The sequence below is a fragment of the Nocardiopsis sp. iso_238 genome, assembly GCF_056173325.1.
Genome location: NZ_CM149668.1, coordinates 4452695 through 4478296, shown reverse-complemented (window position 1 = coordinate 4478296; position 25602 = coordinate 4452695). Strand labels below are relative to the sequence as shown.

17 protein-coding genes are annotated in these 25602 nt (G+C 73.3%); 11 read left to right on the top strand and 6 right to left on the bottom strand.

Going from position 1 to position 25602, the window contains the following annotated elements; translation table 11 throughout:
- Nucleotides 1–35 precede the first annotated feature (35 nt).
- The gene (locus AC0VYL_RS20230) at nucleotides 36–962 is read right to left on the bottom strand and encodes a DUF368 domain-containing protein (RefSeq protein WP_475455059.1); all 927 of its coding nucleotides are present in this window, start codon (nucleotides 960–962) and stop codon (nucleotides 36–38) included.
- 355 nt (nucleotides 963–1317) lie between these two features.
- Nucleotides 1318–3018, bottom strand: coding sequence for an acyl-CoA synthetase (locus AC0VYL_RS20225; protein ID WP_475481140.1), 1701 nt, complete (start codon nucleotides 3016–3018; stop codon nucleotides 1318–1320).
- Nucleotides 3019–3393: 375 nt separating this feature from the next.
- Between AC0VYL_RS20225 and rocD the strand changes: the two genes are divergently transcribed.
- Nucleotides 3394–4668, top strand: coding sequence for an ornithine--oxo-acid transaminase (gene rocD / locus AC0VYL_RS20220; protein ID WP_475455055.1), 1275 nt, complete (start codon nucleotides 3394–3396; stop codon nucleotides 4666–4668).
- A 96-nt stretch (nucleotides 4669–4764) separates the two neighbouring features.
- On the opposite strand, the gene AC0VYL_RS20215 is transcribed toward rocD, so the two are convergent.
- Both AC0VYL_RS20215 and AC0VYL_RS20210 read right to left on the bottom strand, forming a co-directional pair.
- Entirely contained in the window at nucleotides 4765–6162 is a 1398-nt protein-coding gene (locus AC0VYL_RS20215) for an SGNH/GDSL hydrolase family protein (RefSeq protein ID WP_475481139.1), read from the bottom strand.
- A gap of 75 nt (nucleotides 6163–6237) precedes the next feature.
- Nucleotides 6238–7491 carry an 8-amino-7-oxononanoate synthase gene (locus AC0VYL_RS20210; protein WP_475481138.1) on the bottom strand — a complete coding sequence of 418 codons (1254 nt, stop codon included), beginning with the start codon at nucleotides 7489–7491 and terminating at the stop codon, nucleotides 6238–6240.
- 333 nt (nucleotides 7492–7824) lie between these two features.
- On the opposite strand from AC0VYL_RS20210, the gene AC0VYL_RS20205 reads away from it, so the two are divergent.
- From AC0VYL_RS20205 to fabI, 3 genes are all read left to right on the top strand, one after another.
- Nucleotides 7825–9216 (top strand): adenosylmethionine--8-amino-7-oxononanoate transaminase, encoded by a 1392-nt coding sequence (locus AC0VYL_RS20205; protein ID WP_475481137.1) that lies wholly within the window; start codon nucleotides 7825–7827, stop codon nucleotides 9214–9216.
- Nucleotides 9213–9917 (top strand): dethiobiotin synthase, encoded by a 705-nt coding sequence (gene bioD, locus AC0VYL_RS20200; RefSeq protein WP_475455047.1) that lies wholly within the window; start codon nucleotides 9213–9215, stop codon nucleotides 9915–9917. Before AC0VYL_RS20205 ends, bioD begins: the two co-directional genes overlap by 4 nt.
- A gap of 151 nt (nucleotides 9918–10068) precedes the next feature.
- Nucleotides 10069–10866 (top strand): enoyl-ACP reductase FabI, encoded by a 798-nt coding sequence (gene fabI / locus AC0VYL_RS20195; protein ID WP_475455045.1) that lies wholly within the window; start codon nucleotides 10069–10071, stop codon nucleotides 10864–10866.
- 98 nt (nucleotides 10867–10964) lie between these two features.
- Here the strand turns inward: fabI and AC0VYL_RS20190 are convergent, their stop codons facing one another.
- On the bottom strand, nucleotides 10965–11459 hold the full coding sequence (locus tag AC0VYL_RS20190; protein WP_475481136.1) for a DUF3291 domain-containing protein: 495 nt from the start codon (nucleotides 11457–11459) through the stop codon (nucleotides 10965–10967).
- 117 nt (nucleotides 11460–11576) lie between these two features.
- On the opposite strand from AC0VYL_RS20190, the gene AC0VYL_RS20185 reads away from it, so the two are divergent.
- Nucleotides 11577–13052 carry an aminotransferase-like domain-containing protein gene (locus AC0VYL_RS20185; RefSeq protein WP_475483549.1) on the top strand — a complete coding sequence of 492 codons (1476 nt, stop codon included), beginning with the start codon at nucleotides 11577–11579 and terminating at the stop codon, nucleotides 13050–13052.
- A gap of 393 nt (nucleotides 13053–13445) precedes the next feature.
- Here the strand turns inward: AC0VYL_RS20185 and AC0VYL_RS20180 are convergent, their stop codons facing one another.
- Nucleotides 13446–14060 (bottom strand): superoxide dismutase, encoded by a 615-nt coding sequence (locus AC0VYL_RS20180; RefSeq protein WP_475455041.1) that lies wholly within the window; start codon nucleotides 14058–14060, stop codon nucleotides 13446–13448.
- A 515-nt stretch (nucleotides 14061–14575) separates the two neighbouring features.
- Between AC0VYL_RS20180 and AC0VYL_RS20175 the strand changes: the two genes are divergently transcribed.
- The 6 genes from AC0VYL_RS20175 (at nucleotide 14576) to AC0VYL_RS20150 (ending at nucleotide 25601) form a co-directional block, all read left to right on the top strand.
- Entirely contained in the window at nucleotides 14576–16642 is a 2067-nt protein-coding gene (locus AC0VYL_RS20175; protein WP_475481135.1) for an acyltransferase family protein, read from the top strand.
- Nucleotides 16643–16884: 242 nt separating this feature from the next.
- Nucleotides 16885–17919: a class I SAM-dependent methyltransferase gene (locus AC0VYL_RS20170; protein ID WP_475481134.1), complete on the top strand. Its 1035-nt coding sequence runs from the start codon at nucleotides 16885–16887 to the stop codon at nucleotides 17917–17919.
- Nucleotides 17920–17996: 77 nt separating this feature from the next.
- On the top strand, nucleotides 17997–20036 hold the full coding sequence (locus AC0VYL_RS20165; protein WP_475481133.1) for a glycosyltransferase family 2 protein: 2040 nt from the start codon (nucleotides 17997–17999) through the stop codon (nucleotides 20034–20036).
- The gene (locus AC0VYL_RS20160) at nucleotides 20033–21706 is read left to right on the top strand and encodes a glycosyltransferase family 2 protein (protein WP_475481132.1); all 1674 of its coding nucleotides are present in this window, start codon (nucleotides 20033–20035) and stop codon (nucleotides 21704–21706) included. Before AC0VYL_RS20165 ends, AC0VYL_RS20160 begins: the two co-directional genes overlap by 4 nt.
- A gap of 155 nt (nucleotides 21707–21861) precedes the next feature.
- A complete protein-coding gene (locus AC0VYL_RS20155) occupies nucleotides 21862–23862 on the top strand; it encodes a glycosyltransferase family 2 protein (RefSeq protein ID WP_475481131.1) in 2001 nt (666 codons plus the stop codon).
- Nucleotides 23859–25601: a glycosyltransferase family 2 protein gene (locus tag AC0VYL_RS20150; RefSeq protein ID WP_475481130.1), complete on the top strand. Its 1743-nt coding sequence runs from the start codon at nucleotides 23859–23861 to the stop codon at nucleotides 25599–25601. Before AC0VYL_RS20155 ends, AC0VYL_RS20150 begins: the two co-directional genes overlap by 4 nt.
- Nucleotide 25602: the final 1 nt, after the last annotated feature.

Here is a 25602-nt window from a genome sequence, read left to right as displayed (position 1 = left end):
GACGGCCCGCCGGAGCGGACCGTCCCCTCACGCGGTCAGACGGTGACGTTGTGGCGGGTCTCCACGCGCTCCTGCTGGGCGTGCCTGCGCTGCTCCCAGATGATCATGCCGACGACCACCACGAAGCCGCCGACGGCGAAGGCGAGCGTCACGGGGACGTCGGTCATCGGCAGCAGGTCGCGGTTCTCGTCCTGCCACGGCCACAGGGCGCGCAGCGAACCCGCCATCAGTCCGGTCAGCACCACGAGGGTGATGTGGTGGTGGTTCTCCAGCAGGAACTGGAGCACCTTCACGAACAGGGCCAGACCCGTGATCATGCCGAGCACGAAGACGGTGATGTAGGGGAGGTCCGCCGCGCGCAGGGCCGCCATGGTCGGCTCGTACAGGCCCAGGGTCAGCAGGATGAACGAACCCGACAGGCCCGGCAGCACCAGGGCGCAGATCGCGACGGCCGCCGCGAAGAAGACCACCACCGGGTGCGTGGGCAGGTTGGCGCCGGGCAGGCCGGTGAGCGTGAAGGCGAGCGCGGCGAAGACGAGGGCGACCGCGTAGTGCCAGGCCTTCCACTTCTTGCCCGCGCCGGTGTAGGGGATCCACAGGCAGGCCAGGACCAGGCCGAAGAACAGCGCGTAGGCGTACTGGGCGTGCGCCTCCACCAGCGGTGCGAGGAAGACGGCGGCCAGGACGAGTGCGAGGGCCATGCCGATGAGGGCGGGGACGAGCACCGACCAGTCGACCTGGCGGAACTGCTCCTGGGCACGCTCCTTGCCGCGGCCCCGGGGCACGTCCGTGACGTAGCGCTTGATACCGCTGACCACGTGGCCCGCGCCACCGATGAGCTTGTCGTAGAGGCCGACCATCAGTGCGACCGTGCCGCCGCTGATGCCGGGCAGTGCCTCGGAGGTGCCGACGGCCCCGCCGCGCACCGCGTTGAAGATGTAGGAGCCTACTGACTTGGCCATGTTGTCGGGCGCTGGCCCGGGAGTCTCCCGGGAGAGGGCGCCGTCCTCCGTCCTGATGGGGCCGCCGGTCCCGTGTGCACGGTCGACCGGCGGGTCAAAGGGGTGCTGTACAGCGCGGGTCGCGGGGACGACCTCCACCGGTTCGATACTCCGGCCCGCGCGGATGTTTGCCGCCCGGGCCGTGCGATGGGGGAGGAGAGCCGTCAGGCCCCGGGCCGGGCTGCGCCAATTCTAGCGGCGCCGAACGGGGTGAGGACGTCCGAGAGCCCTGAGAATCGGGGTTTTGGTCAGGTATCAGCCCGCGAGGTCCTTGGTCCGAAAACAGATCGTGACGACGGCGGACCGGAGCACGGTCTCAGGTCCGGTACGAACCGGACAGCGGCGAGGTCGGAACGGCGGGCGCGGCCGGGTCCTCCCCGGCCACCGACGCCGCCCACCGGTAGTCCTGTTTGCCCACCGCCGTACGCCGTACCCGGTCCACGAAGTGCACGGTCCGGGGCACCTTGAACCCGGCCAGACGCACCCGGCAGTGCGCCCGCAGCGCCCCCTCGTCCGGAGCCGAACCGGAGGCCAGCGACACCAGGGCCGTCACCCTCTGCCCCAGCCGCTCGTCCGGGGAGGGCACCACGATCACGTCCTCGACCGAGGGGTGCGCCTTCAGCACGGCCTCCACCTCCTCCGGGTAGACCTTCTCCCCGGCGGTGTTGATCACCACGCTGCCCCGGCCCAGCAGCACGATGGAACCGTCCCCGGCCCGGGTGCCGTAGTCGCCCGACAGCGCCCAGCGCCGCCCCTCACCGTCCGTGGGGAACGTGCGCGCGGTGGCGATCGGATCGTTGTAGTAGCCGAGCGGGATCCGACCGGTCCGGGCGATCCGGCCGACCTCGACCGACCCCGGCGGAAGCGGGCGCAGTGCACCGTCGAGCACCGCGATGCTGCCGCCCATCATGAAGCTGCGCCGGTCCGCGGAGTCCGCGACGCTCGTGTGCTCGTCGGGCGCGGTGGCCGAACCGCACACGCCCGTCTCCGAACCGCCGTAGGCGTCGGCCAGGGCCACGTCCTCACGCCAGGCCCGCCACAGCCCGCGCACCGAGGGGGTGAGCGGGGTGCCGCCGGAGCGCACCGAGGTGAGGTCGGGACACAGGTCGGGTTCGGTCAGCAGGTGCCTGGCCAGCGGGCGGGCCATCGCGTCGCCCACCAGCTGCACCGCGTGCACGCCCTCGCGGTGGGCCAGCTCCAGCACCCGGTCCGCGCGGAAACTGCGGTCCGTGGACAGCACCACGCGTTTGCCGCACAGCAGCATGCTCAGCGCGTTCCACTGCCCGGCGGCGTGCATGAGCGGACCCAGCACCAGCATCCGCAGCGGGAAGCAGCGCGCGGCGCGTTCGGCCACGTCCAGCGGGGTCCCGGCGCGCGGGGCGCCCGGGTCGCGCCGCTCCACGGCCGCGCGGAACACGTCCGCCTGGCGCCACAGCACCCCCTTGGGGTAGCCGGTGGTGCCGCCGGTGTAGAGCAGGTAGTGGTCGTCGCCGCTGGTCACGGGCAGTTCCGCCGCTCCGTGCCCGGCGTCGGGTCCGTGCGCGGCGAGCGCCTCCTCGTAGTCCACGCCGTCCAGCGAGGCGTCGCGCTCGGAACCGTCCTCCAACAGGAGCACGTGCCGCAGGCGCGGCAGGTCGGAGCGGACCGTCGCCACCGTCGTGGCCAGGGAGTCCTCCGCGATCAGGGCCACCGCGTGCGAGTCGGAGAGCACGTGCCGGAGCTCGCCCGCCACGTACCGGTAGTTGACGTTGACCGGCACCGCGCCCGCGCGCAGGACGCCCAGGAAGGCCTCCACCCACTCGGCGCGGTTGAACGACAGGATCGCGACGTTCTCCCCGGGGCGCACACCGGCCGCGGCCAGGTGCCGGGCCAGCCGGGTGGAGCGGTCTTCCAGGGCGCGGTAGGTGAGACGGCGCGCTCCGGCGACCAGCGCGATCCGGTCGGGGACGGCGTCGGTCACCGCCGTCATGAGGTTGGCGAGGGAGAAGGGGCTGTCCGGGGACGCGTGTAGGGGCACGTCGATGACCTCCCTGACGTTCGTGAAAGCCGTCCTCGGCGCGGGGCGCTCGCGGCGGCTGTGGCTCGTTACGAGCGAACGTACCCGTCGGGGCGGCGGCCGATCGCTGTGGAGGCTGTGTACCGCGTCACCTGCGTAACCGTCCCCCGTCACCCCCTTTGGAGGCCCCGCCGGGCCGCTCAAGCTCAGCGGGGGTGCCGGGGCGGGAGGTGCCGGGGTTTCGGGCCCGGGGCCGCGGCCGGTGATCTTCACCACCCCTTGTGGGCTCACCGGATCATCTGCTCAACTCTTGGAGATCCCGCCGCGGGGCTCTACAGGGCCCCACGGTGGGTATCTACTGTCTGACCATCGGTCAAAGGTGATCGGAGCGGCTAGATGACCACCCAGAATCTGGGACAGCAGGACTCCGTCGGAAACCCCGGCGGACAGGGACTCTCCAGCGCGGACCACATCGAACTCGCACAGTCGAGGTCCGCACACAACTACTCACCCCTGCCCGTCGTGATCGCCGAGGGCCGTGGCGCCTGGGTGACCGACGTGGAGGGCAAGCGCTACCTCGACTGTCTGGCCGGATACTCGGCCATGAACTTCGGCCATCACAACCCCGACCTCCTGGCCGCCGCGCACGCCCAGATCGACCGGGTGACGCTGACCAGCCGGGCCTTCTACAACGACCAGTTCGGCCCGTGGGTGAGTTCCCTCGCCGACATGGTCGGCAAGGAGAAGGTCCTGCCGATGAACACCGGTGCCGAGGCGGTGGAGACCGGCATCAAGGTGGCCCGCAAGTGGGGCTACGAGGTCAAGGGCGTCCCGGAGAACCAGGCGACCATCGTCGTGGCCGGGGCCAACTTCCACGGCCGGACCACCACGATCATCTCCTTCTCCTCCGACTCCGAGGCGAAGACGGGTTTCGGCCCCTACACGCCGGGCTTCCGCTCGGTGGCCTACGGTGACGCCCGGGCCGTCGAGGACGCCATCGACGAGACCACCGTGGCGGTGCTCATCGAGCCGGTGCAGGGCGAGGCCGGTGTGATCGTGCCGTCCGCCGACTACCTGCCGCGCATCCGGGAGATCTGCGACGCGAACCGGGTCCTGTTCATCGCGGACGAGGTGCAGTCGGGTCTGGGGCGCACGGGCACGATCCGGGCCTGTGAGCACACCGGCGTCGTCCCGGACGCCTACCTGTTCGGCAAGGCGCTGGGCGGCGGAATCCTGCCGGTGTCCGCGATGGTGGCCGACGAGGACGTCCTCGGGGTCATCCAGCCCGGGCAGCACGGGAGCACCTTCGGCGGGAACCCGCTCGCCGGGGCGGTGGGCCGGACGGTCGTCCGGATGCTGACCGAGGGCCCCTACCTGGAGAACGCCAGGAAACTGGGCGAGGTGCTCCGGCGCAGGTTGGACGCGTTCGTCGGTGACGGTGTGGTGTCGGCGCGCAGCATCGGCCTGTGGGCGGGTGTGGACGTCGACCCCGCGCTGGCCTCGGGCAAGGAGCTGTGCAAGCGGCTCGCGGAGCACGGCGTACTGGTCAAGGACACCCACGGGTCGACCGTGCGGATGTCGCCGCCGCTGGTGATCAGCGAGGACGACCTCAACTGGGGCCTGGACCGGTTCGCCGAGGTCATCGCGGAGCTCAAGGCCGAGCGGGGCTAGGTTCCCCCGCCCCCACGAGGGCGGATCGACGGTGCCCCGTCCCGGACCCCTCCGGGACGGGGCACCGTGGCCTCCGGCCCCGGCCGGGCGAGGTGTTCAGGAACCGGCACCGGCCTCGGCGGTGTCGTCCCCGTCCCCGTCGGCCTCGTCGGGGGCGTCCGTGCCGGGGACCGCGTTGACCGGGTCCAGGGGGCCGCCGAGTTCGGTGTGCAGCACGTCGGCGTCGACCTTGTCCAGGGTCTCCCGGGACGTGAACAGCACCCGCTCGGGCCCCTCCTCGATCTGGAGGCGCACGCGCTCGGCGATGGAGCGCTGGCCCTGGGCGGTGGGGTGGAAGCTCGCCCGGTCCACACGCAGGCCCTCGCCCAGCTGACCGAGGACGATCCCGTTGAGCCAGGCGTCGTCCTCACTGACCTCGTGGCCCTTCAACGCCGTGAAGACGTTGACGAACTCCACGCTGCCCACCTGACGGGAACCGTACACGTCGCCGTCCACCTGGTAGGCGGTGTCCCGGATCCGGTCGTTGAACCGCTGGGCCACCGAGTTCAGCCACAGCTGGTCACTCTGGGAGAGCGTGTAGTACATGCCGGGCGGCTGCTCGGGGAACAGCCTGGGGTAGCCCAGGACCAGCACGCGGGCGTCCGGGGCGCGACCCCGGATCTCGGTGAGCACCTCGGTGAGGGTGTCCTCGAACGCGTCCATCCGCTCGGTGACCTCCTCCTCCTGGTCCGTGCAGGCGGTCCGCTCCAGCAGCGGCATCCGCATGATGCAGGTGCGCAGGACGGGGATGAAACCGAGGTCGTTGCCGCCGATCCCGACCGTGACCAGCGAGGTGTGCTCGGTGACGCGCTCGATCTGCGACTCGGGGGTGCCGACCTGGCTGAGCATGTCGGAGCCCTTGTGGCTGCTGCACGCGTAGAAGCCCAGCGCGCCGTCGAAGGAGAACTCCTGCTCGATGACCCTGGGGTAGGCGTGCTCGGAGCGCCAGCACTCGCCGGGCTCGGCGGTGCCCTCCTCGTACTCGCCCGCGCCGTCACCGGAGGAGTAGGAGTCGCCCAGGGACACGTAGTTGCCCCACAGCGCGGCCTCCTCCGGTTCCATCCGGACCCGCCACTCCTCCTCCTCGTCCTCGGTGATGGGAGGCAGCGGTTCGCCGGGGCACACGCCGCCGGTGGTGTCGCACCACAGGCGCAGGAGGGTGTCGCGGCTGGCGGGCACGGCCAGGACCGCCACGAGGGCCAGGACCAGGACGGACACGGTGACCAGGCTGACGCGGCGGCGACGGACCCGTCGGGCGCGGACCCCCTCGTCGCCCTCGTTCGAGGCGGGGGATCCCTCCCCGGGCTCGGACGCTCCGGACTCCTCCGGCTCGGACGACTCGGCGTCGCTCGTCTCGGGGCCGGTCACGGGCTCGCCGGGGGCGGAGGTCGCGGCGGGGTCCTCCGGGCCCTCCGGTTCCCGGGGCTCCCGGGGGTCACCATCACGCGCTGACACGATCTCCTACCGCCTCCCAGTTCCGCGGGGCGTGTGGGGTGCGTTCGGCCGGCGCACCCCTGATCCAGAGTCAGACTACCCGGGGCGGTTTGTCGCGATGACGTCGAGAACTCGGCGGATATCGGCGTTGTCCAAGGTGGCGCGGGCGGTCAGGCGGAGCCGGGAACGGCCGTCCGGGACCGACGGAGGCCGGAAGCAGCCCACCCGGACGCCCGCCTCGTGGCAGGCGGCCCGCCAGGCGAGCGCCTCCTGTGGCGAGCGGGCCACGACCGACACCACGGCCGCGTCGGGCTCGCTGACCTCCATCCCGCGTTCGCGGAGCCCCTCGGCCAGCTGACGGGCGCGGGCACGGACGGCCTCGGCGCGTTCGGGCTCGGCGCGGAGCACGCGCAGGGCCGCCAGGGCCGCTCCGACCGAGGCGGGGGCCAGTCCGGTGTCGAACACGAACGTGCGCGCCGTCTCCACCAGGTGGCGGATCACCCGCCGCGAGCCCAGGACGGCGCCGCCCTGGGAGCCGAGCGACTTGGACAGGGTCACCGACACGACCACGTCGTCGGCGGCCGCCAGCTCCGTGCCGCCCACGGCGCCGCGTCCGCCCTGGCCGAGCACCCCGAGCCCGTGGGCGTCGTCCAGCAGCAGTGCGGCCCGGTGGTCGCGCGCCGTCGCGGCCAGGGAGGGGAGGTCGGTGAGGTCCCCGTCCACGGAGAACACGGTGTCGCTGAGCAGCAGGCGCCGCCCCGGGGCCTCGGAGAGGAGTTCGGTGGCGTGTCCGGTGTCGCGGTGACGGAAGACCGCGACCCGGGCACCGGCGGCGCGGGCCAGCCGGGTCGCGTCGATGAGGGAGGCGTGGTTGTACTGGTCGCACACCACCAGCGGCGGTTCGACCTCGTCGGCGGCCGGGGCGACCAGCGACGCCACCATCGCGAGGTTGGCCGCGTAGCCGGAGGAGAACACCAGGGCGGCCTCGGCTCCGTGGAAGTCGGCCAGCTCGCGTTCCAGCTCGGCGTGGAGCTCGGTGTCGCCGGTGACCAGCCGTGAACCCCCGGCCCCCGCGCCCCAGGTGTGGACGGCGTCGGCGGCGGCCGCCAGCACGGCGGGGTGCCGCATGAGCCCGAGGTAGTCGTTGCCCGCCAGGTCCAGGAGTCCGTCCGAGGGGGATCGGGGCACCGTCCGGCGGGTGAGCCCGGCGCGGGCCCGGCGCTCGGCGGCCCGGTCCAGCCAGGCGAGGGGGTGGCCCGTGGGCAGCGGTGCCGGGGCGGCGCCCGGACGGGTGGCGCGCAGGGTCCAGGGGCGGCGCGTGGGGCGGACGGCGGTGTGGAGGCGTTCCATGCGGAGGAGTGCTCCTCGGAGATCGGTGGTGGGTGCGGTCGCTGGTGCGGCTCCGTACGTGAGGGGACGGGGGAGGGACCACGGGTGCGAAAAAGCCTTGTGCACGAGGTAAGTGCGCGGGACACGGGGCCGGTGGAGAGGCCTGGGCGGGTCGACCCAGCAGCGGCCAAGCCCGCTGGGGCGACCCGTCCCTCGCTGTGCCAGGGAGGCGTGTACGACTCTGCCGCCTTCCGGCTCCCCGGTCACCGGTGAAAGCCCACAAAGAATCGGTGGGGATTCCTGGCTCACTCGTACGGGGCGCCAGTAGCCGCGCGGGCGGAACAATGGGTCACCATGTCGCGAACCAGCACCGAGACGGCCCACCCCGCCCGGGTCCGCGCCGCCGACAGCGCACACCTGTGGCATCCCTACACGACCGTGCCCGCGGCCGAGACGCCCTACGTGGTGACCGGCGCCCGGGGCGTCCACCTGGACCTGTGGGCCGACGGCCGCCACCATCGCGTCGTCGACGGGATGGCGTCCTGGTGGTCGTCGATCCACGGCTACCGCCACCCGCGACTGGACGCGGCGGTACACGCCCAGGTCGACCGGTTCAGCCACGTGATGTTCGGCGGGCTCACCCACGCGCCCGCCGCCGAGCTGGCCGAGGCGCTCGTCCGGATCACCCCCGAGGGCCTCGACCACGTCTTCCTCGCGGACTCCGGGTCGGTGTCGGTCGAGGTCGCCATGAAGATGTGCCTCCAGTACCACCGGTCCACCGGTTCCCCCGGCCGCCGCCGGTTCCTCACCTGGCGGGGCGGCTACCACGGGGACACCTTCCACGCCATGAGCGTGTGCGACCCCGACGGCGGTATGCACGCGCTGTGGGGGGACGTCCTGCCCGCCCAGGTGCACGCGCCCGAGCCGCCCGCCGGGTTCGACACCCCGCCCGACCCCGGCTACCTCGCGCGGTTCGAGGAGTTGGCCCGCGCACACGCCGGGGAACTGGCCGCGATCATCGTCGAACCCGTCGTCCAGGGCGCGGGCGGGATGCGCTTCCACCACCCCGCCTACCTGAGGGAACTACGCCGGATCGCGGACGCGCACGGGCTGCTGCTGGTCTTCGACGAGATCGCCACCGGGTTCGGCCGCACGGGGGAGATGTTCGCCGCCGACCACGCCGGGGTGGTCCCCGACATCCTGTGCCTGGGCAAGGCGCTGACCGGCGGCTACCTGACCCTGGCCGCCACCCTGTGCACCGGGAGGGTGGCGCGGGGGATCGCCGAGGGGGAGGTTCCCGTGCTCGCGCACGGCCCCACCTTCATGGGCAACCCGCTGGCCTGCGCCACCGCCCTGGCCTCGGTGGAACTCCTCACCGAGGGCGACTGGCGGGGCGACGTGGCGAGGATCGAGGCCGGGCTGCGCAAGGGGCTCGCCCCGGCCGCACGACTGCCGGGCGTACGCGAGGTGCGGGTGCTCGGCGCGATCGGCGTGGTCGAACTGGAGGGTCCGGTGCGCGTGCGCGAGGCCACCCGCGCGGCGCTCGCGGCCGGGGCGTGGCTGCGGCCCTTCCGCCAGCACGTGTACGCGATGCCGCCCTATGTCTGCACGGAGGAGGAGGTCGCGACCATCGCCGCCGCGATGGTGGCGGCGGCCGAGGCCTCACTGGAGGGCGGGACGGCCCCGCCCGGCCCCGAGGAGCCGGAGACCCCGGGGCGGGGCGACGACGAGGAGGGTGGCCGGTGACGACCGTGCTCGTGGTGACCGGCACCGGCACCGAGGTGGGCAAGACCGTGGCCACGGCGGCCGTCGCCGCCCGGGCGGTGGCACGGGGGCGCCGCGTGGCGGTGCTCAAGGCCGCCCAGACCGGGGTGGGCCCCGATGAGGAGGGCGACGCCCGCGCCGTCGCGCGGCTGGTCCCCGGAGTGACCACCGCCGAGACGGCCCGCTTCCCCGAACCGCTCGCCCCCGCCACCGCCGCCGCCCGTGCCGGTCGGGACGGTCCGGCCGCCTGGGAGGTGGCCGACCGTGCCCTCGACCTCGCCCGCGGCCACGACCTCGTGCTGGTGGAGGGCGCCGGGGGGCTCCTGGTCCGGTTGAACAAGGACCGGGAGACCCTGGCCGACGTGGCCGAACTCCTGGCCGCCCCGGTGCTGCTGGTCGCCGACCCCCGGCTGGGCACCCTCAACGCGACCGCCCTGACCGCCGAGGCCCTGCGCTCACGCGGGCTCGTCCCCGCCGGGGTCGTGGTGGGTTCCTGGCCCCGTCGGCCGGACCTGGCCATGCGCTGCAACCTCGTCGACCTGCCCGAGATGGGGGCCGGGCCGCTCTCCGGGGTCCTCCCCTCGGGCATGGGCGCCCTGGCCCCGGACGCGTTCGCCACGGTGGCCGGGAGATCCCTGGGCGTGGGGCTCGGCGGCACCTGGTCCCCTCCGGAACCGGGGTGAGGGCCCCGGCGCGGCCCCCGGAGGCGCCACTCCACTGGCGGACCCCTTCAAGGCCGGGGCCGATTCTTTGTGCCGTTCCACGGCAGACGCACCCCACCGCGCGCCGATACGTTGCCACTGCCAGCCCGAACACCGCCTTCCAGGGGACCCCTTGAACCTGCTCATCACCGGCATCACCACGCAGTCCTCCATCGCCTACGCGATCGCGGAGGAGGCCATGAACCAGGGCCACGAGGTGATCCTGACCAACCCGCCCGGCCGCGCCTTCTCCATCTGCGAGCGCATCGCCAAGCGGCTGCCCAAGGAGCCGGTCGCCGTCCTGCCCATGGACGTCACCGACCCCGCGCAGATCGCCACCACGGCCAAGGCGATCGGTGAGCACTGGGACCACGTGGACGGCCTGCTCCACGCCATCGCCTTCGCGCCCGAGACCGCTCTGGGCGGCAACTTCCTCAACACCGAGTGGGAGGACGTGTCCAAGGCGATCCACATCTCCGGCTACTCGCTGGCCGCCCTCACCGTCGGCATGCGCGACCTCCTCGCCAACGCGCCCGAGGGCGCCGGTGTGGTCTCCCTGACCTTCGACGCCAGCGTCGCCTGGCCGGTCTACGACTGGATGGGTTCGGCCAAGGCGGTCCTGGAGAACTCCGCCCGCTACCTCGCCCGTGACCTGGGCCCGGAGGGGATCCGCGTGAACACCATCTCCGCCGGTCCGATCAAGTCCCTCGCGGGCGGTTCCATCCCGGGCTTCGCGCAGATCGCGGACTCCTGGTCGGGCCACGCCCCGCTGGGCTGGGACACCAAGGACACCACCGTGGTGGCCGGACCCGCGCTCTTCCTGATGTCGCCCGCCGCGCGCGCCGTCACCGGCACGGTCATGCACGTGGACGGCGGCTACCACGCCATGGGTGCCCCGCTCGCCCCTACCCCCGGTCCCGTTTCCGCCTGATCCCGCACCACGAGGGGCGTGCGGGAGGGGTCGACGGGCCCGGTCGTCACCGACGGCCGGGCCCGTTCGTGTGGGCGGGGGCGGTCGCGCACGGGACCTCAGGCGCCACCGGCACGGGCGGGCGTGGGGACTGGGGAGCCCAGGGTGAAGGCCCCCGGGCCGGGGCCCCGGGCGCGCAGGCGAGCCGAGCGCGCCTCCGCCTCCTCCGGGGTGACCGCCGTGGCGGAGCGGGACCACCACAGGGTCCGCTCCACCTCGGGGAACCTCCCGGCCTCCGCTCGGTAGGCGAGCAGGTCCCCGTGGGCCCGCTCCACGAAGGACCGCAGGTCGGCGGGGGAGCGCCAGCGGCTCACCGTGCGCACGGAGGCCCCGTCGTCGGAGAAGTGGACCTCGTCGAGGTGGCCCGGGTGGACCTCGGCACGGGCGCGCAGCGCGGAGGCCAGGGCGGACAGGTGCCGGGGGTCGCCGGTGACCGTGCGGGACTCCACCAGGACCGCCCCCGGAGCCTGCGGGGCCGGGTCCACGCGGTTCCGGCAGGCCCTTCCGCGTGCGGACGCGCGGCGGGCGGTACGGGTGGGAAGGAGGGAACGCATGCGAACTCCCGTCTCAACTGGACCCTGAAGGGGCCGGTCCGGCTCTGGTGGGTTCGGTCGGACTGGTGCCAGTATCGGATTCCGACGCGGACACGAGGAGAGCCAATGGAGCCGAAAATGGACCCCGTTCGACGCACCGACGACCTGGTGGACTCCCTGGGCGCCTGGTTCACCGGGAGCGGGGCCCTCCACCGGCGGTTGTCCGACTCCCTGCGCGGGCTGGTCGACCAGGGCACCCTCGTCCCCGGCGAGCGCCTGCCCTCCGAACGCGGCCTCGCCTCCGCGCTGCGCGTCAGCCGTACCACCGTGGTCTCCGCCTACGACCACCTGCGCGTGGAGGGGGTCCTGGAGAGCCGTCAGGGGAGCGGCACCCGGGTGTGCGGTTCCCGGGCACCGGTCCGCTCGGACGGGTGGAACCCCAACGGCACCGGCAACCCCCTGTACCGCAACCTCCTCCAAGCCGACGAGAACGTCATCTCCGCCTCGTGCCTGCGCACCCCCGGTCTGGCCGGGGTGGAACAGGCCATCCGCGAGGTCACCGCCGAGGACCTGCCCGCCCTCATGGCCGAGGGCAACTACCATCCGCGCGGTCTGCCGGCGCTGCGCGAGGCGATCGCGCGGCACTACGAACGCCAGGGCCTGCCCACCCACCCCGACCAGATCGTGGTCACCACCGGAGCCCACCAGGCGGTCGCCCTGGTCGCCCAGCTCTACCTGCGGCAGGGCTCCCCGGTGGTGACCGAGGACCCGAGCTTCGCGGGCTGCCTCGACCTCTTCCGCGACCGGGGCGCCCGGATCCATCCCGTTCCCCTGGACGACCAGGGGATCGACCCCAACGGCGTGCGCCGCGTCCTCACGGAGACCTCACCGCACCTGCTCTACGTGATGCCCTCGTACCACAACCCCACCGGCACCATGATGTCCACGGCCCGCCGTCGTGAACTGGGAGAACTGTCGGCGCGGCACGGGGTGCCGATCCTGGAGGACAGCGCGTACACGGGCCTGCGCGCCGACGACGAACCCGCGCCCCTGGCGGCCCACGCCCCGCGCGGCGCCGAGGTGGTGACCGTCGACTCCCTGTCCAAGGTGGGTTGGGCGGGCCTGCGCCTGGGCTGGCTGCGGGCGCCCGCCGAGATGGCGCTCCGGCTCAGCCGACGCAAGGTCCTGGCCGACCTCGCCAGCCCTCTGCTCGACCAGGCGGTGGGCGTGCGCCTGCTCGACCGCTACGCCCGGCTCGCGCGGGAGCGCTCCGAACAGCTCCGCGCGGCACTCGACCACATGGAGGGCCTGCTCCGCCGGGACCTGCCCGACTGGAGTTGGCGGACCCCCGAGGGTGGCGCGGCCCTGTGGGTCCACCTGCCCGGGACCAGCGCCCGCGCCTTCGCCCGGGTCGCGCTCGCCCACGACGTCGAGCTGGTGCCCGGCCCCGTCATGTCGGCGTCGGGCGACGACCGCCACGACGAGTTCTTCCGGCTGCCCTTCGCCTACGACCGCGCCACCCGGGAGGAACTGGTGTGGCGCCTGGCCCGCGCCTGGCGTGAACTGGACCGGCACGGCCCCGTGCTGGACCACCCCGACGCCCTGGTGGTCTGACCGGACCTCCGGACCCCGGACGGCAGCGAGGGCGGCACCACACGGTGCCGCCCTCCGCCGTTCCCGCTGCCGGACCGGTCGGTGACCGGCGGAGCGGGCGGGACACTAGGGAGTGTTTTTTGGATGCTTTCGCCGGTGGCGGCGGAGCCGCCATCGATGCGAGCGGCCGTCGCCCCTACTGTGCGCTGCTACGCAAGCTCCGCAGCCTCGCACAGCGGGGGCCCGGCAATCTCTCGCAAGCCGTGGAGTGAAGCTGCCCCTACTGTGCGCTGCTACGCAAGCTCCGCAGTGTCGCACAGCGGGGGCCCGCCCGGGTTTGGCTGTCCGAGCTTCATCGGCGCAGTGAGAGGCAGCCTGGTGGTCGCAAGCGCGGAATGATCCAAAAAACACGACCTAGCCGAGCTGGACCTTGCGGGCCTCGGCGAAGCGCTCCTGGACGTCGGCCCAGTTGACCACGTTCCAGAACGCCTTGACGTACTCGCCCTTGACGTTCTTGTACTGGAGGTAGAAGGCGTGCTCCCACATGTCCAGCATGAGCAGCGGCTGCGTGCCGATGGCGATGTTGGCCTGCTGGTCGAACAGCTGCTCGATGATCAGGCGCTGGCCCAGGGCGTCCCAGGCCAGGATCGCCCAGCCCGAACCCTGGATCGCGGTGGCCGCGGCGTTGAAGTGCGCGCGGAAGGCGTCGAAGGAACCGAACTGGTCGTCGATGGCGGCGCCCAGCTCACCCTCGGGCTTGTCGCCACCCTCGGGGGAGAGGTTCTTCCAGAAGACGGAGTGGTTGACGTGGCCGCCCAGGTGGAACGCGAGGTTCTTCTGGAGCTGGTTCACGGTGCCGAAGTCGCCGGACTCGCGGGCCGCGGCCAGCTGCTCCAGAGCGCCGTTGGCGCCAGCGACGTAGGCGGCGTGGTGCTTGTCGTGGTGCAGCTCCATGATCTGACCGGAGATCCACGGCTCCAGGGCCGCGTAGTCGTAGGGCAGTTCGGGAAGCGAGTATGGCGCAGACATCTCTGACGCACCTTTCCAAATGACGCGATTCTTCGGGCTTACAGCGATGGGATCGCTCTAGTCAGCAAGCTATCAGCCGGGCGGCCGGACACCCGATGTCAGGCTCTTGACACCCGTCTCCGGGAATAAACGGCCACCGGGGCGTCCGCGCTACGGGGCCCGTCCTCGACCGTGACCGGTCACCGGTCCGGCGTCCACGGGGCCCGTGCGCCCTCACCCGCCCAGGCCTTCCCCCAGCCTTCCCGTGCGCCTGTCACACAAACCATCACCCTTGTTCCCGAACCTCCCGAATAACGTCGGAGTCCGGGGCCCGGCGCCCGTTCGACCTACTCTGGCCGGGCTGTCCGAGATCCGCCTGCCGGGTTCCCGGAAAACGTTGTTCGGGCGTTGGCCCGCCATTCACCGGGTGGGCATCGGGAACGGCGAAGATGCAGCGCCGAATTCGAGTGACGGAACCCGTTCAGACGCCTCGTTCGGCGCACAGTCTCCCTAGCACTTCGAGGCCACCGCCGCTCATGTACTCCTCCAATCCGAAGGCCCTCGCCGCGAGGGCCACCTCCGTCCCGTCCGTTCCCGACGACGTGCGCGCCAAGGGCGGCACCGGGGGGTTCCGGCCCGAGATCGAGGGGCTGCGCGCCGTCGCCGTGCTCCTGGTGGCCGTCTACCACATCTGGTTCGGCAGGGTCTCCGGCGGTGTCGACGTCTTCCTGGTGCTCACCGGGTTCCTGATCACCGGATCCCTGGTCCGGAGCGTCGAGCGGGAGGGGCGCGTCCGGTTCGTCGCCTTCTGGACCCGGCTGGTCCGGCGGCTGGTCCCCGCGGTGGCGGTGGTCCTGACGGCGACCATGGCCGCCGTGTACCTGTTGCTGCCCCGCTCACGCTGGGGCGACATCCTGGACGAGGTCCGGGCGGCCGCGCTCTACCACGAGAACTGGGCCCTGGCCCACGCGGCGGTGGACTACCTGGCCAGGGAGGCCGCGCCCAGCCCGGTCCAGCACTTCTGGTCGCTGTCCATCCAGGGGCAGTTCTACCTGCTGTGGCCGGTGCTGATCACACTCGCGGCGCTGGTGGCCACACGGGTGCGGCTGCCGTTCCGCGTGACGGTCCTGGTCCTGGTCACGGCGGTGTTCGCGCTCTCCCTGAGCTACTCGGTCTCGATCACCGCCCGGGACCAGGCCTGGGCCTACTTCGACACCGGGGCGCGCCTCTGGGAGCTGGCCCTGGGAGCCATCCTGGCCCTGGTCATCCACCGCGTGCGCCTGCCCCTGCGGCTGCGTGTGTTCCTGGGCTGGTTCGGCCTGGCCGCCCTGGTCTCCTGCGGGGTGCTCCTCTCGGTCTCCACGCTCTTCCCCGGCTACGTGGCTCTGTGGCCGACCATGGCCGCCGTCCTGGTGCTCCTGGCCGGGACCACGGGCAGCCCGCGCGGCGCCGACCGCCTGCTCACCTGGAAGCCGCTCACCGAGCTCGGCAGGCGCTCCTACGCCCTCTACCTGTGGCACTGGCCGGTCCTGGTCTGCTACCTGGAGGTCACCGGCAGGTCCCTGGCCACGCCGCTCGGCGGACTGGGGGTCCTCGGGGCGTCCCTGGTCCTGGCCTGGCTCACCCACCGGTTCGTGGAGGGCGGCCTGGACCGCCTCACCCGGCCCGCCGCCCGCCGCACCCCCGCGTGGTCGCTGGGGATCGCGGCCGCGCTGATCGTCCCGGTCCTGGCCGCCTCACTGCTGTGGACGGACCGTATCGACCGCGACCGCGCCCAGCGCGCCCAGGAACTGGCCGCCCCCGAGAGCTACCCGGGGGCCGGGGTGGTCGCGGACCCCACCACGGTCCTGGCCGACGTCCCGGTCCGGCCGGACCCGGCCGACGCCAGACAGGACCTGTCCTGGCACCACCAGGAGGGCTGCCACGTCACCCTCACCTCCTCGGAGCTGGTGGTCTGCGACTCCGGACCGGCCGACGCCGAGCACACGCTCGCCCTGGTCGGCGCCTCGCGGGTCGCCCACTGGTATCCGGCCGTGCGGGCCGCGGCCGACGCCCGGGGATGGCGCCTGGTCTCGTTCAGCAAGAGCGGCTGCCAGTTCAGCACCGACACCTCCCACCGCGACGGCGCGGTCTTCGACGAGTGCGAGGAGTGGAAGGCCGAGGCGATGGCCGAACTGGAGGAGCTAAGCCCGGACGCCGTCCTGACCTCCTCCACCCGCGCCACACTCAACGGCGAGCGGGTCCACGACGGCTTCCTCGACATGTGGGAGTGGCTGGACGGGCTGGGCGTCGAGGTGATCGGCCTGCGGGACCTGCCCCGGCTCACCTACCAGGGTGCCGAGTGCGTGGAGTCCGGGCCGGTCGACCGGTGCGTGTCCCCGGTCTCGGCCAGCCAGGAGGAGGTGGACCCCGCCACCAGGGTCGCGCTGCCGCCCAACGTCACCCTGATGGACCTCACCGACCAGGTGTGCCCCGACGGTTACTGCGACGCGGTGGTCGGCAACATCCTGGTGTTCTGGGACCACTCCCACGTCACCGCGACCTACGCGCGCACCCTCGCCCCGGCGATGGAGGAGGCCCTGGTCGAGGCCACCGGCTGGTGAACCCGGCCCGCGGCACGGGGGAATGGTTTCCGCGCGCGGACGGAAAAGTGTCCGGACGGGAAACCGCGGTGATGCGTCGGTGAACGCCGGGGGAATTGATTCCCGTTCGGGTTTCGATTTCCCCGGCGAACAACTCCGCGGGCACTTTGAGGAGTTAGTGTCGAAAGTGTCCGGGACTTTCTCGTAAAAACCCGGACCTCCCCCCTGATCCCGCTGCCACGCGACCCCCGTGGAGGTCCCCCTTGCGCACGCTCCGCCGCCGAGCCAAACCCCTCCTGGCGATCGGTGCCGTCCTCGGCCTGACCGTGCTCGCCCTCCCGGCCGTGCTCGGGGTCCTGGCCGTACTGAGCTGGGCGGAGGCCGTCATCGCCACCGCCGTGCTCCTGCTCGGCGGACTGGTCTGCGCCCTCGGCGCCGGACTGTGGACGCTTCGGCGCTCACTGCGGGCCCTGTCCGCCTCCGTCGACGGACACGGCCAGAGGGTCACCGAGGCGCTCGGCCGGGACCGCCTGGAGATCACCCGCTCCCTGGACGGGGTGGGCGAACGCCTGTCCCGGCTCCAGGACCACGCCCTGCCCCGGGCCAGCCGGGAGATCCAGCGGGCCGTCACCGTGCAGGGCCGCCACGACTACGAACAGCAGGTCGCCTGGGCCGAGCTGCGCGCGTACCTGGACGTCGCCCCCTTCATGCCGCCGCTGCGCGGCTGGGCCGCATCGCCGGACGTCCTGCGCCTGCTCGTACGGCTGATCGACCGCCACCGGCCCGAACTCGTCGTGGAGTGCGGCAGCGGCGCCTCCAGCGTGTGGATCGGCTACGCACTGCGCCGGGCGGGCACCGGCCGCCTGGTCGCGATCGAGCACGAGGAGCGCTACGCCGAGCTCAGCCGGGACCTGGTCGCCGCGCACGGACTCGACGACGTCGTCGAGGTCCGGCACGCCCCGCTCACCGAGGTCAAGCCCGAGCTGGCCGGGGCCGAACCCGACGGCCCGGTCACGTCCCAGCCGCTCTGGTACGACCCCTCCCGGCTGACCGGCCTGGACCGCGTCGGCCTGATGTTCGTGGACGGGCCACCCCAGGCCACCGGTGTCCAGGCCAGGTACCCGGCGGTCCCGGCACTGCTGCCGCACTGCACCGACGACGCCGTGATCGTCCTGGACGACGCCGACCGGCCGGACGAGCGGGCCCTGGGGGACCGCTGGGTCGCCGAGTACCGCCTGCACCGCACCGAGGAACCGTCGGAGAAGGGCGCCCACGTGTTCACCCGCCAGGCTCCCTGACCCGCACCGCACCAGCCCTTCCCCGCCACCGCCCGGCAGCCCGCCCCCAGGCGCCGCCCGACCTCGAAGGCCACCCGATGATCACCACCGTCCTTCGGAACGCCCTGCGCGCTCGCGGCAAGGAACCGGCCGTGCTCTGCCACACCGGCACCGACACCCGGGCCGAGCTGGCCGGCCTGCCCACCGCCCCGGGCGACGTGCTCCTGGACCTGGACGCCCGCCCCCACGGCGGGCCCGTCCTCGACGACGAACGCGTGGCCGGGCTGGTCGCGGTGGTCGCGGCCACCACCACCGACCTCAACCGCGTGCTCACCGCCGCCGTCCACCTGCCCCGGGCCGTGCACGTGGTGGTGGCGCTGGTCGCCACCCCCGGCCACCAGGAGCCTCCGGTCCCGGCGGGCCCCGGCATGGGCCAGTGGCGCGACCTCCAGGAGCTCCGGGTCCGCCGGGTGGGCGGCCGGGGCTGGGTGTGCGAACTGTTCTTCCCCAACGCCATCGAGTCCGCCCCGGTCCTGGACGCGGTCCTGCACGGCACCCGGGGCCGCCGCCGGGGCCCGGCCGTCACGCCCCTGGCCGCCCTGAACGGTGCCGAGGCCGCCCTGTGGCGGCCCGGCGACACGGGCGCCCACGGCGTGCCCCAGGAGGGACCCGTTCCCCTGCGCCGGGTCACCCCGGTGGGCGACATCGCCCTGCGCGTCCACGGTGCCACGGCCCCGCCTGCCTGGACCGACGCGACCGTGCCCGTCCTCGACCGGGCCACCACCGGCACCGACTCCTGGGAGGCGCTGGCCGGACCGGACGGCCACGAGCGGGCGGTCCGCTCCGCCCTCCTGGCCACCGACCGGCCCGGCGCCGACCCCGTCCAGCGGATCGCGCCCATCGACGAGACCACCGTCAACCCCACCGGCTTCAGCAAGGCCGAGAAGGGGCCCCTGGCCGACCTCACGCTGCGCGGCGGCCGCGCCGTCATCGCGGACGGCGGGAAGGACCTGGTCGCGGTCGCCCCGGACGGAACGGTCACGGACGTGGACCTGTCCCGCCTGCGCCACCTGCGCGGCGTGCGGGTGGACTGGTCCGGCCACAGGGGGCCGCACGCCGCCGTGCGCGCCGTCGCCTCCCTCGCCGCCGGTGGCGTCCCGCTGGTCAGCGGCCCGGTCCCCGCCTGGGCCGCCGGACTGGGCGCCCCGCTCACCGCGCTGCTCGACACCGCGGCCGAGGCCGACCTGTCCGACCGGCTGGCCCGCGAGGAGCACAGCGTCCGCCTGCGCCGCGCCGCCCTGTACACGCACGGCCTGCGCTCCCGCTGGCGCGCGCTCGCGGCCGAGGCCGGGGTCCCCGTGCCCCCGGCGCCCCGGGTCTCCGTCATCCTGTGCACCCGCCGCCCCGACATGGTGGGGTTCGCGCTCGCCCAGATCGCCCGTCAGCGCGGGGTGGAGACGGAGACCGTCCTCACCCTGCACGGCTTCCCCGCGTCGCTGCCCGAGGTGCGTTCCGCGATCGACGCGTACCGCTCCACCGGCCTGTCCCTGGTCGTCCACGAGGCGCCCGCCGACCGGATCTTCGGCGCGGTGCTCAACGACTCCGTCGCCCTGGCCTCCGGCGACCTCATCGCCAAGTGGGACGACGACGACTGGTACGGCCCCGAGCACCTGGCCGACCTGGTCCTGGCACGCACCTACTCCGGGGCGGAGCTGGTCGGCACCGGCCAGGACTTCGTCTTCCTCCAGGAGATCGACCTCATGGTCTGGCGCAGCCGGGAGTCGGAGACCGCCACCCGCTTCATCGCCGGGGGCACCATCCTCACCGACCGCGTGGTGCTGGAGGAGACCGGCGGATTCCGCCCGCTGCCCCGCGCCATCGACACCCAGCTGCTCATCGCCGTCACCCGGGGCGGTGGCCGCGTCCACCGCACCCACGGGCTGGGCTACGTGCTGCGCCGCACCGGCGGCGGACACACCTGGTCCGAGGACATGGCCTACTTCCTGCACAACTACGCCCGACAGTGGTCCGGCTGGCGGCCCAGCTCCCTCCTGGAGGGCGCACCCGCCCCGCTGGGGAGCGGCGCCGACGCCGGACGACCGGCCGGGACCACACAGCACACGGGGGGACACCCTTGACCAGTACCGAAGAACACACCGCCCCGGCCGTGAGCCCGGCCCCCGCGGGCCCTGTGGTCGTCCCCGGAGAGCCCCTGCCCCGGGGCACGGTGGACTTCGGCGGCCAGCCCCGGCTGCGCCGCAACGACTACGCCCCGCTGACCCCGCCGCCGCTGGGGGAGTGGACGCCGACGCTGTCGGTGAGCGTGGTGATCCCGGCGCACGGTCAGCCCGAGAAGCTGGCGCTGGTGCTGGCCTCGTTGGCGGGGCAGAGCTATCCGGCCCACCTCATGGAGGTGGTCGTGGTGGACGACGGTTCACCCGAGCCGCTCACCCTGCCCGAGGTGCGTCCCGAGAACACCCGTCTGATCACCTCGGCGCCCGGTGGTTGGGGTTCGGCGCACGCGGTCAACACGGGGGTCGCGGCGTCCTCGGGCCAGGTGATCCTGCGCCTGGACGCCGACATGCTCGTCTACCGCGAGCACGTGGAGTCCCAGATGCGCTGGCACCACCAGATCGACTACGGGGTCGCCCTCGGCCACAAGCTGTTCGTGGACTTCGACCCGGCCGCGATGACCCCGGAGCACGTCCGGGACGAGGTCGCCGCCGGACGCGCCGGGGAGCTCTTCGACGCGGAGAGCGCCGACCCGCACTGGGTCGAGCGGCTGATCAACAAGAACGACCGGCTGCGGACCGCCGGACGCCTGTCGTACAAGGTGTTCATCGGCGCCACCGGATCGCTGCACCGGAGCCTGTTCGACGCGGCGGGCGGCCTGGACGCCGCACTCATCCTCGGCGGCGACACCGAGTTCGCCTACCGGGTGGCCCAGCGCGGCGCGGTGTTCGTCCCGGACCTGGACACCAGCAGCTGGCACCTGGGCCGCTCCCAGATGCAGACCCGGCGCGACGCGGGCACCCGCTACCGCATGCCGTACGTGTCCAACCGCGTCCCCGACTTCCACCTGCGCCGCAAGCAGCCCGAGCGCCAGTGGGAGGTCCCGCTCGTCGACGTCGTGCTGGACGCCGAGGGCCACACCCTGGAGGAGGTCGACACCACCGCCAGGGCGCTGCTGTCCGGCACCACCCCGGACCTGCGCCTCTGGCTGGTGGGGCCCTGGGACTCGCTGGACGAGGGCCGCCGCTCCCCGCTCGACGAGGACGCCCTCGACCTGCGCCTGGTCCGGGAGACCTTCCGGGGCGACCCGCGCGTGCGGTTCGTCGCGACCGTCCCCGACCGCGACCCGTGCGTCACCTTCCGCCTCACCGTGGGCGCCGGAACGGTCCCGGCCGCCGACGCCCTGCGCGACCTGGTCAAGGAGATCGACAAGGAGGGCGCCGGACTGCTCTGCGCCCCCCTGCCCGGCGCCACCCGGGGCGACGGGGTCCTGCGCCTGGAGCGGGCCTCCGCCTACGCCCGCGCCCTGCACCTGGAGCCGGAGGCGACCGGTACCGACCTGGACCGGGTGGTGGAGCGGACCCACGGGACGCACTGGATCCCCGGAGAGGGGTTCGTGGCCGACCCGGAGGCCGGTGACGCCCCCAAGGACAGACCCGAGGTGATCCGGAAGCGGCTGGACCGCGCCCTGGCCGAGGCCGACCGCCTCCGTGCCCGGGCCGAGCGCGCCGAACGCAAGCTGCGCTGGTTCACCCCCGGGCTGACCAGGAGGGTTCTGCGCAAGCTGGCCCGCTAGCGCGCCGCCGGGCGCGCCCCCGGGGTGGTTCTGTCCCCGTGACAGACACGCCGTGACGGTAAGTCACGATGTGTAACCGGAGTGGCTAGGGTGGGCGGCGTGACCGGTCAGGACCGGTTCGCGCCTTCACCCACTCCGAACCCCGGGGTCGCCCGATGATCCACTCAGTCCTACGCCAGGCCTTGCGCACACGCGGTGACGAACCGGCGGTCCTCTGCCACACCGGGGACCACGAGTCGACCCTGAGGGAGCTCTCCGGGTTGCGGCTGCGCTCCGACGACCTCGTGGTCGATCTCGACGCCCACCCGCTCGGGGAACCGTTCGAGGTCGCCCGGGTAGGCGGGGAGGACCAGCCCGAGGCTGTCGGGCTCGTCGCCGTGGTCGCGGCCAGCCTCACCGACCTGCGCCGCAGCCTCATCACCGTCAACGCCCTGCCTCCCACCGTCCACCTCGTCGCGGTGGTCGCCGACACCCCGGGGCACCACGGTCCGCTCGTCCCGTGCCCGCCGGGCATCGACGAGTGGAACGACCTGCTGGAGGTGCGCGTCCGCCGCCTGGGCAAACGCGGCTGGATCTGCGAGCTGTACTTCCCGAACTCCGTCGAGACCGGCCAGGCCCTCGACTGCGTCCTGCACGGGACCACCGGCGGGCGGCGCGGCCTCCGGCCCACACCCCTGGCGGGGGTGCACGGTGCGGCCGGGGCGCGGTGGCGGCCGGGCGACGTCGCCGCCACCGGGGTGAGCGCGACCGGCCCCGTTCCGCTGCGCCGGGTCTCGCCCGTGGTCGACCTCGTGGTCCGCACCTCGGACCGGGAACTCCCGCTGTGGGAGGACGCCGTCGTCCCGCACCTGGACCTCCCGCGCTCCGGGGCCGGGGTCGACGAACCCGACCCCGTCACCTCGCTGGCGCCCGTCGACGAGCAGAGCGTGAACCCCATCGGCTTCACCAAGAAGGCCGGCGGCCCCATGGGCGACCTGTCGGTCCGGGGCGGACGCACCGTCGTCCGCGAGGGGGAGAAGGTCGTGTTCGCCGTTCCCGGGGACGGCACACTCACCGACCTGGACATCGGTCGGGCCCGCTACCTGCGCGGGGTGCGCGTGGACTGGTCCGGGCACGCCAGGTCGGTCACCGTCGTCCGGGCGGTCGTCGCCCTGGCCGCCGGAGGGATTCCCGTGGTCAGCGGGCCGGTACCCGAGTGGGCGGCCGGACTCGGGCCGGAGCTCACCGCCGTGCTCACGGGTCTGGACGCCACGGCGCTGGCCGACCCCCTCAGCAGGGAGGAGCACAGCGTCCGGCTGCGCCGCGCCGCGCTGGGCACCCACGGCCAGCTGGCCCGATGGCGCGCCCTGTCCGAACGGGCGGGGGTCCCGGTGCCGCCGGAACCCCTGGTGTCGGTGATGCTGTGCACCCGGCGGCCGGAACTGGTGGGGTTCGCGCTGGCCCAGGTGGCCCGGCAGCGCGGGGTGCGGTTCGAGCTGGTCCTGGCCCTGCACGGGTTCTCCGCCGAGCGTCCCGAGGTCCGTTCGGCCGTCGCGGAGTTCGCGGCGACGGGCATTCCGATCACCGTGCACGAGGCACCGGCGGACCAGGTGTTCGGCGCGGTGCTCAACGACGCGGTGGACCGCACGTCCGGCAGCGTGATCGCCAAGTGGGACGACGACGACTGGTACGGCCCCGAACATCTCGCGGACATGCTCATGGCCCGCACCTACGCCTGCGCCGACCTGGTCGGCGTCACCCAGGACCTGGTGTACCTGGAGGAACTCGACCTCACGGTGTGGCGGAGCTACCAGACCGAGAAGCCGTCCCCGGACGTGGTGGGCAGCACGATTGTGGTCGACCGCTCCGTGCTGCGCGACGTCGGCGGGTTCCGTCCCCTGCCGCGGGCGATCGACAGCCAGCTGCTGCTGGCGGTCCGCCGGAACAGTGGGCGGATCTACCGGACCCACGGCCTCGGCTACCTGCTGCGGCGGGCCGGTCAGGGGCACACCTGGGGCGCCGACATGGGCTACTTCCTTCGCAGGAGCACCCGGCAGTGGTCCGGCTGGCGGCCGAGTTCCCTGCTGGAGGGCGAACCCGCCCCGCTGGGTCAGCCGGACCCGCGCCCCGCGCGGACTCTGCTCCGGACCACCGAGTACACGGGAGGACAGTCGTGACCAGTGCGGACAACGTCTCGGAACGTCAGTCGGGGGAACGCCCCGACACCCGGGTACGGGTGGGGATGGTCCCGGAACAGAGCCAGCCCCGGGGAGGGAAGCGCATGGTGCGGCAGACGGCGCCACAGGGCCAGCCCCTGGTGTTCCGCAACGACTACGCACGGCTGGAACCGCCCGACAACGGAGCCTGGACGCCGACGCTGTCGGTGAGCGTGGTGATCCCGGCGCACGGTCAGCCCGAGAAGCTGGCGCTGGTGCTGGCCTCGTTGGCGGGGCAGAGCTATCCGGGCCACCTCATGGAGGTGGTCGTGGTGGACGACGGCACGCCCGTGCCCCTCGCGCTGCCGCCCGTACGCCCGGAGAACACCCGCCTGATCACCTCCGACCCCGGTGGCTGGGGATCGGCGCACGCGGTCAACACCGGGGTCGCGGCCTCGACGGGGCAGGTGATCCTGCGCCTGGACGCCGACATGCTCGTCTACCGCGAGCACGTGGAGTCGCAGATGCGCTGGCACCACGTGGTGGACTACGCCGTGGTCATGGGCCACAAGATGTTCGTGGACTTCGACCCGGCCGCGATGACCCCGGAGCACGTCCGGGACGAGGTCGCCGCCGGACGCGCCGACGGCCTCTTCGACCTGGAGAGCGCCGACCCGCACTGGGTCGAGCGGTTCATCGACCGGCACGACCGGCTGCGCTCGGCCCACCACGAGGCCTTCAAGGTGTTCGTCGGTGCGACCGGTTCGCTGCACCGGAGCCTGTTCGACGCGGCGGGCGGCCTGGACCCGGCCATGATCCTGGGCGGTGACAGTGAGTTCGGCCACCGGGTGGCCCAGCGCGGCGCGGTGTTCGTCCCGGACCTGGAGACCAGCAGCTGGCACCTGGGCCGCTCCCAGATGCAGGAGAAGCGGGACGCCGGGACCCGTTACCGGATGCCGTACGTGGCCAACCGCGTCCCCGACTTCCACCTGCGCCGCAAGCAGCCCGAACGCCAGTGGGAGGTGCCGCTGGTCGACGTCGTGCTGGACGTCTCGGGGCACGCCCTGGAGGAGGTCGACACCACCGCCAGGGCGCTGCTGGCCGGGACCACCCCGGACCTGCGCCTGTGGATGGTGGGCCCGTGGAGCGAGCTGCACGAGGAACGCCGCTCCCCGCTGGAGGAGGACGCCCTCGACCTGCGGCTGGCCCACGAGAGCTTCCGGGGCGACCCGCGCGTGCGGTTCGTCGAGAGCGAGCCGGGCACGGACCCGCGCGTGCCCTTCCGGCTGTACCTGGAGGCGGGGTCCGAACCCTTCCCCAAGGCCCTGGCGGAGATGGTCCACGCCTGCGACACCCACGCGGTGGGGCTGCTGTGCGCGCCCATGCCGGGCGCGCTCACGGCGGAGGAGGGGATGCTCCGCCTGGAGCGGACCGCCGCGTTCGCCCGCGCCCGCCACCTCGACCCCGAGGCGAGCGGCCGGGACCTGGACCGTCTGGTGGAGGAGGTCCACGGCATCCACTGGATGCCCGCGACGGACCTGGTCCACGCCACGGACCAGGAGGAGGCCAGGTTGGAGGCCCCGGCGGCCGCGCAGCCGGAGGAGGACACCGAGCGGGACGTGGCCCGGCTCCGCGCCGACCTGGAACAGGCCAGGGCCCGGAGCGACCGCATGCGCCGCAGGGCGGAGCGGGCCGAACGCAAGCTGCGCTGGTTCACCCCGGGGCTGGTCCGCCGTGCCCTGCGGCGCGTGGCCCGCTAGG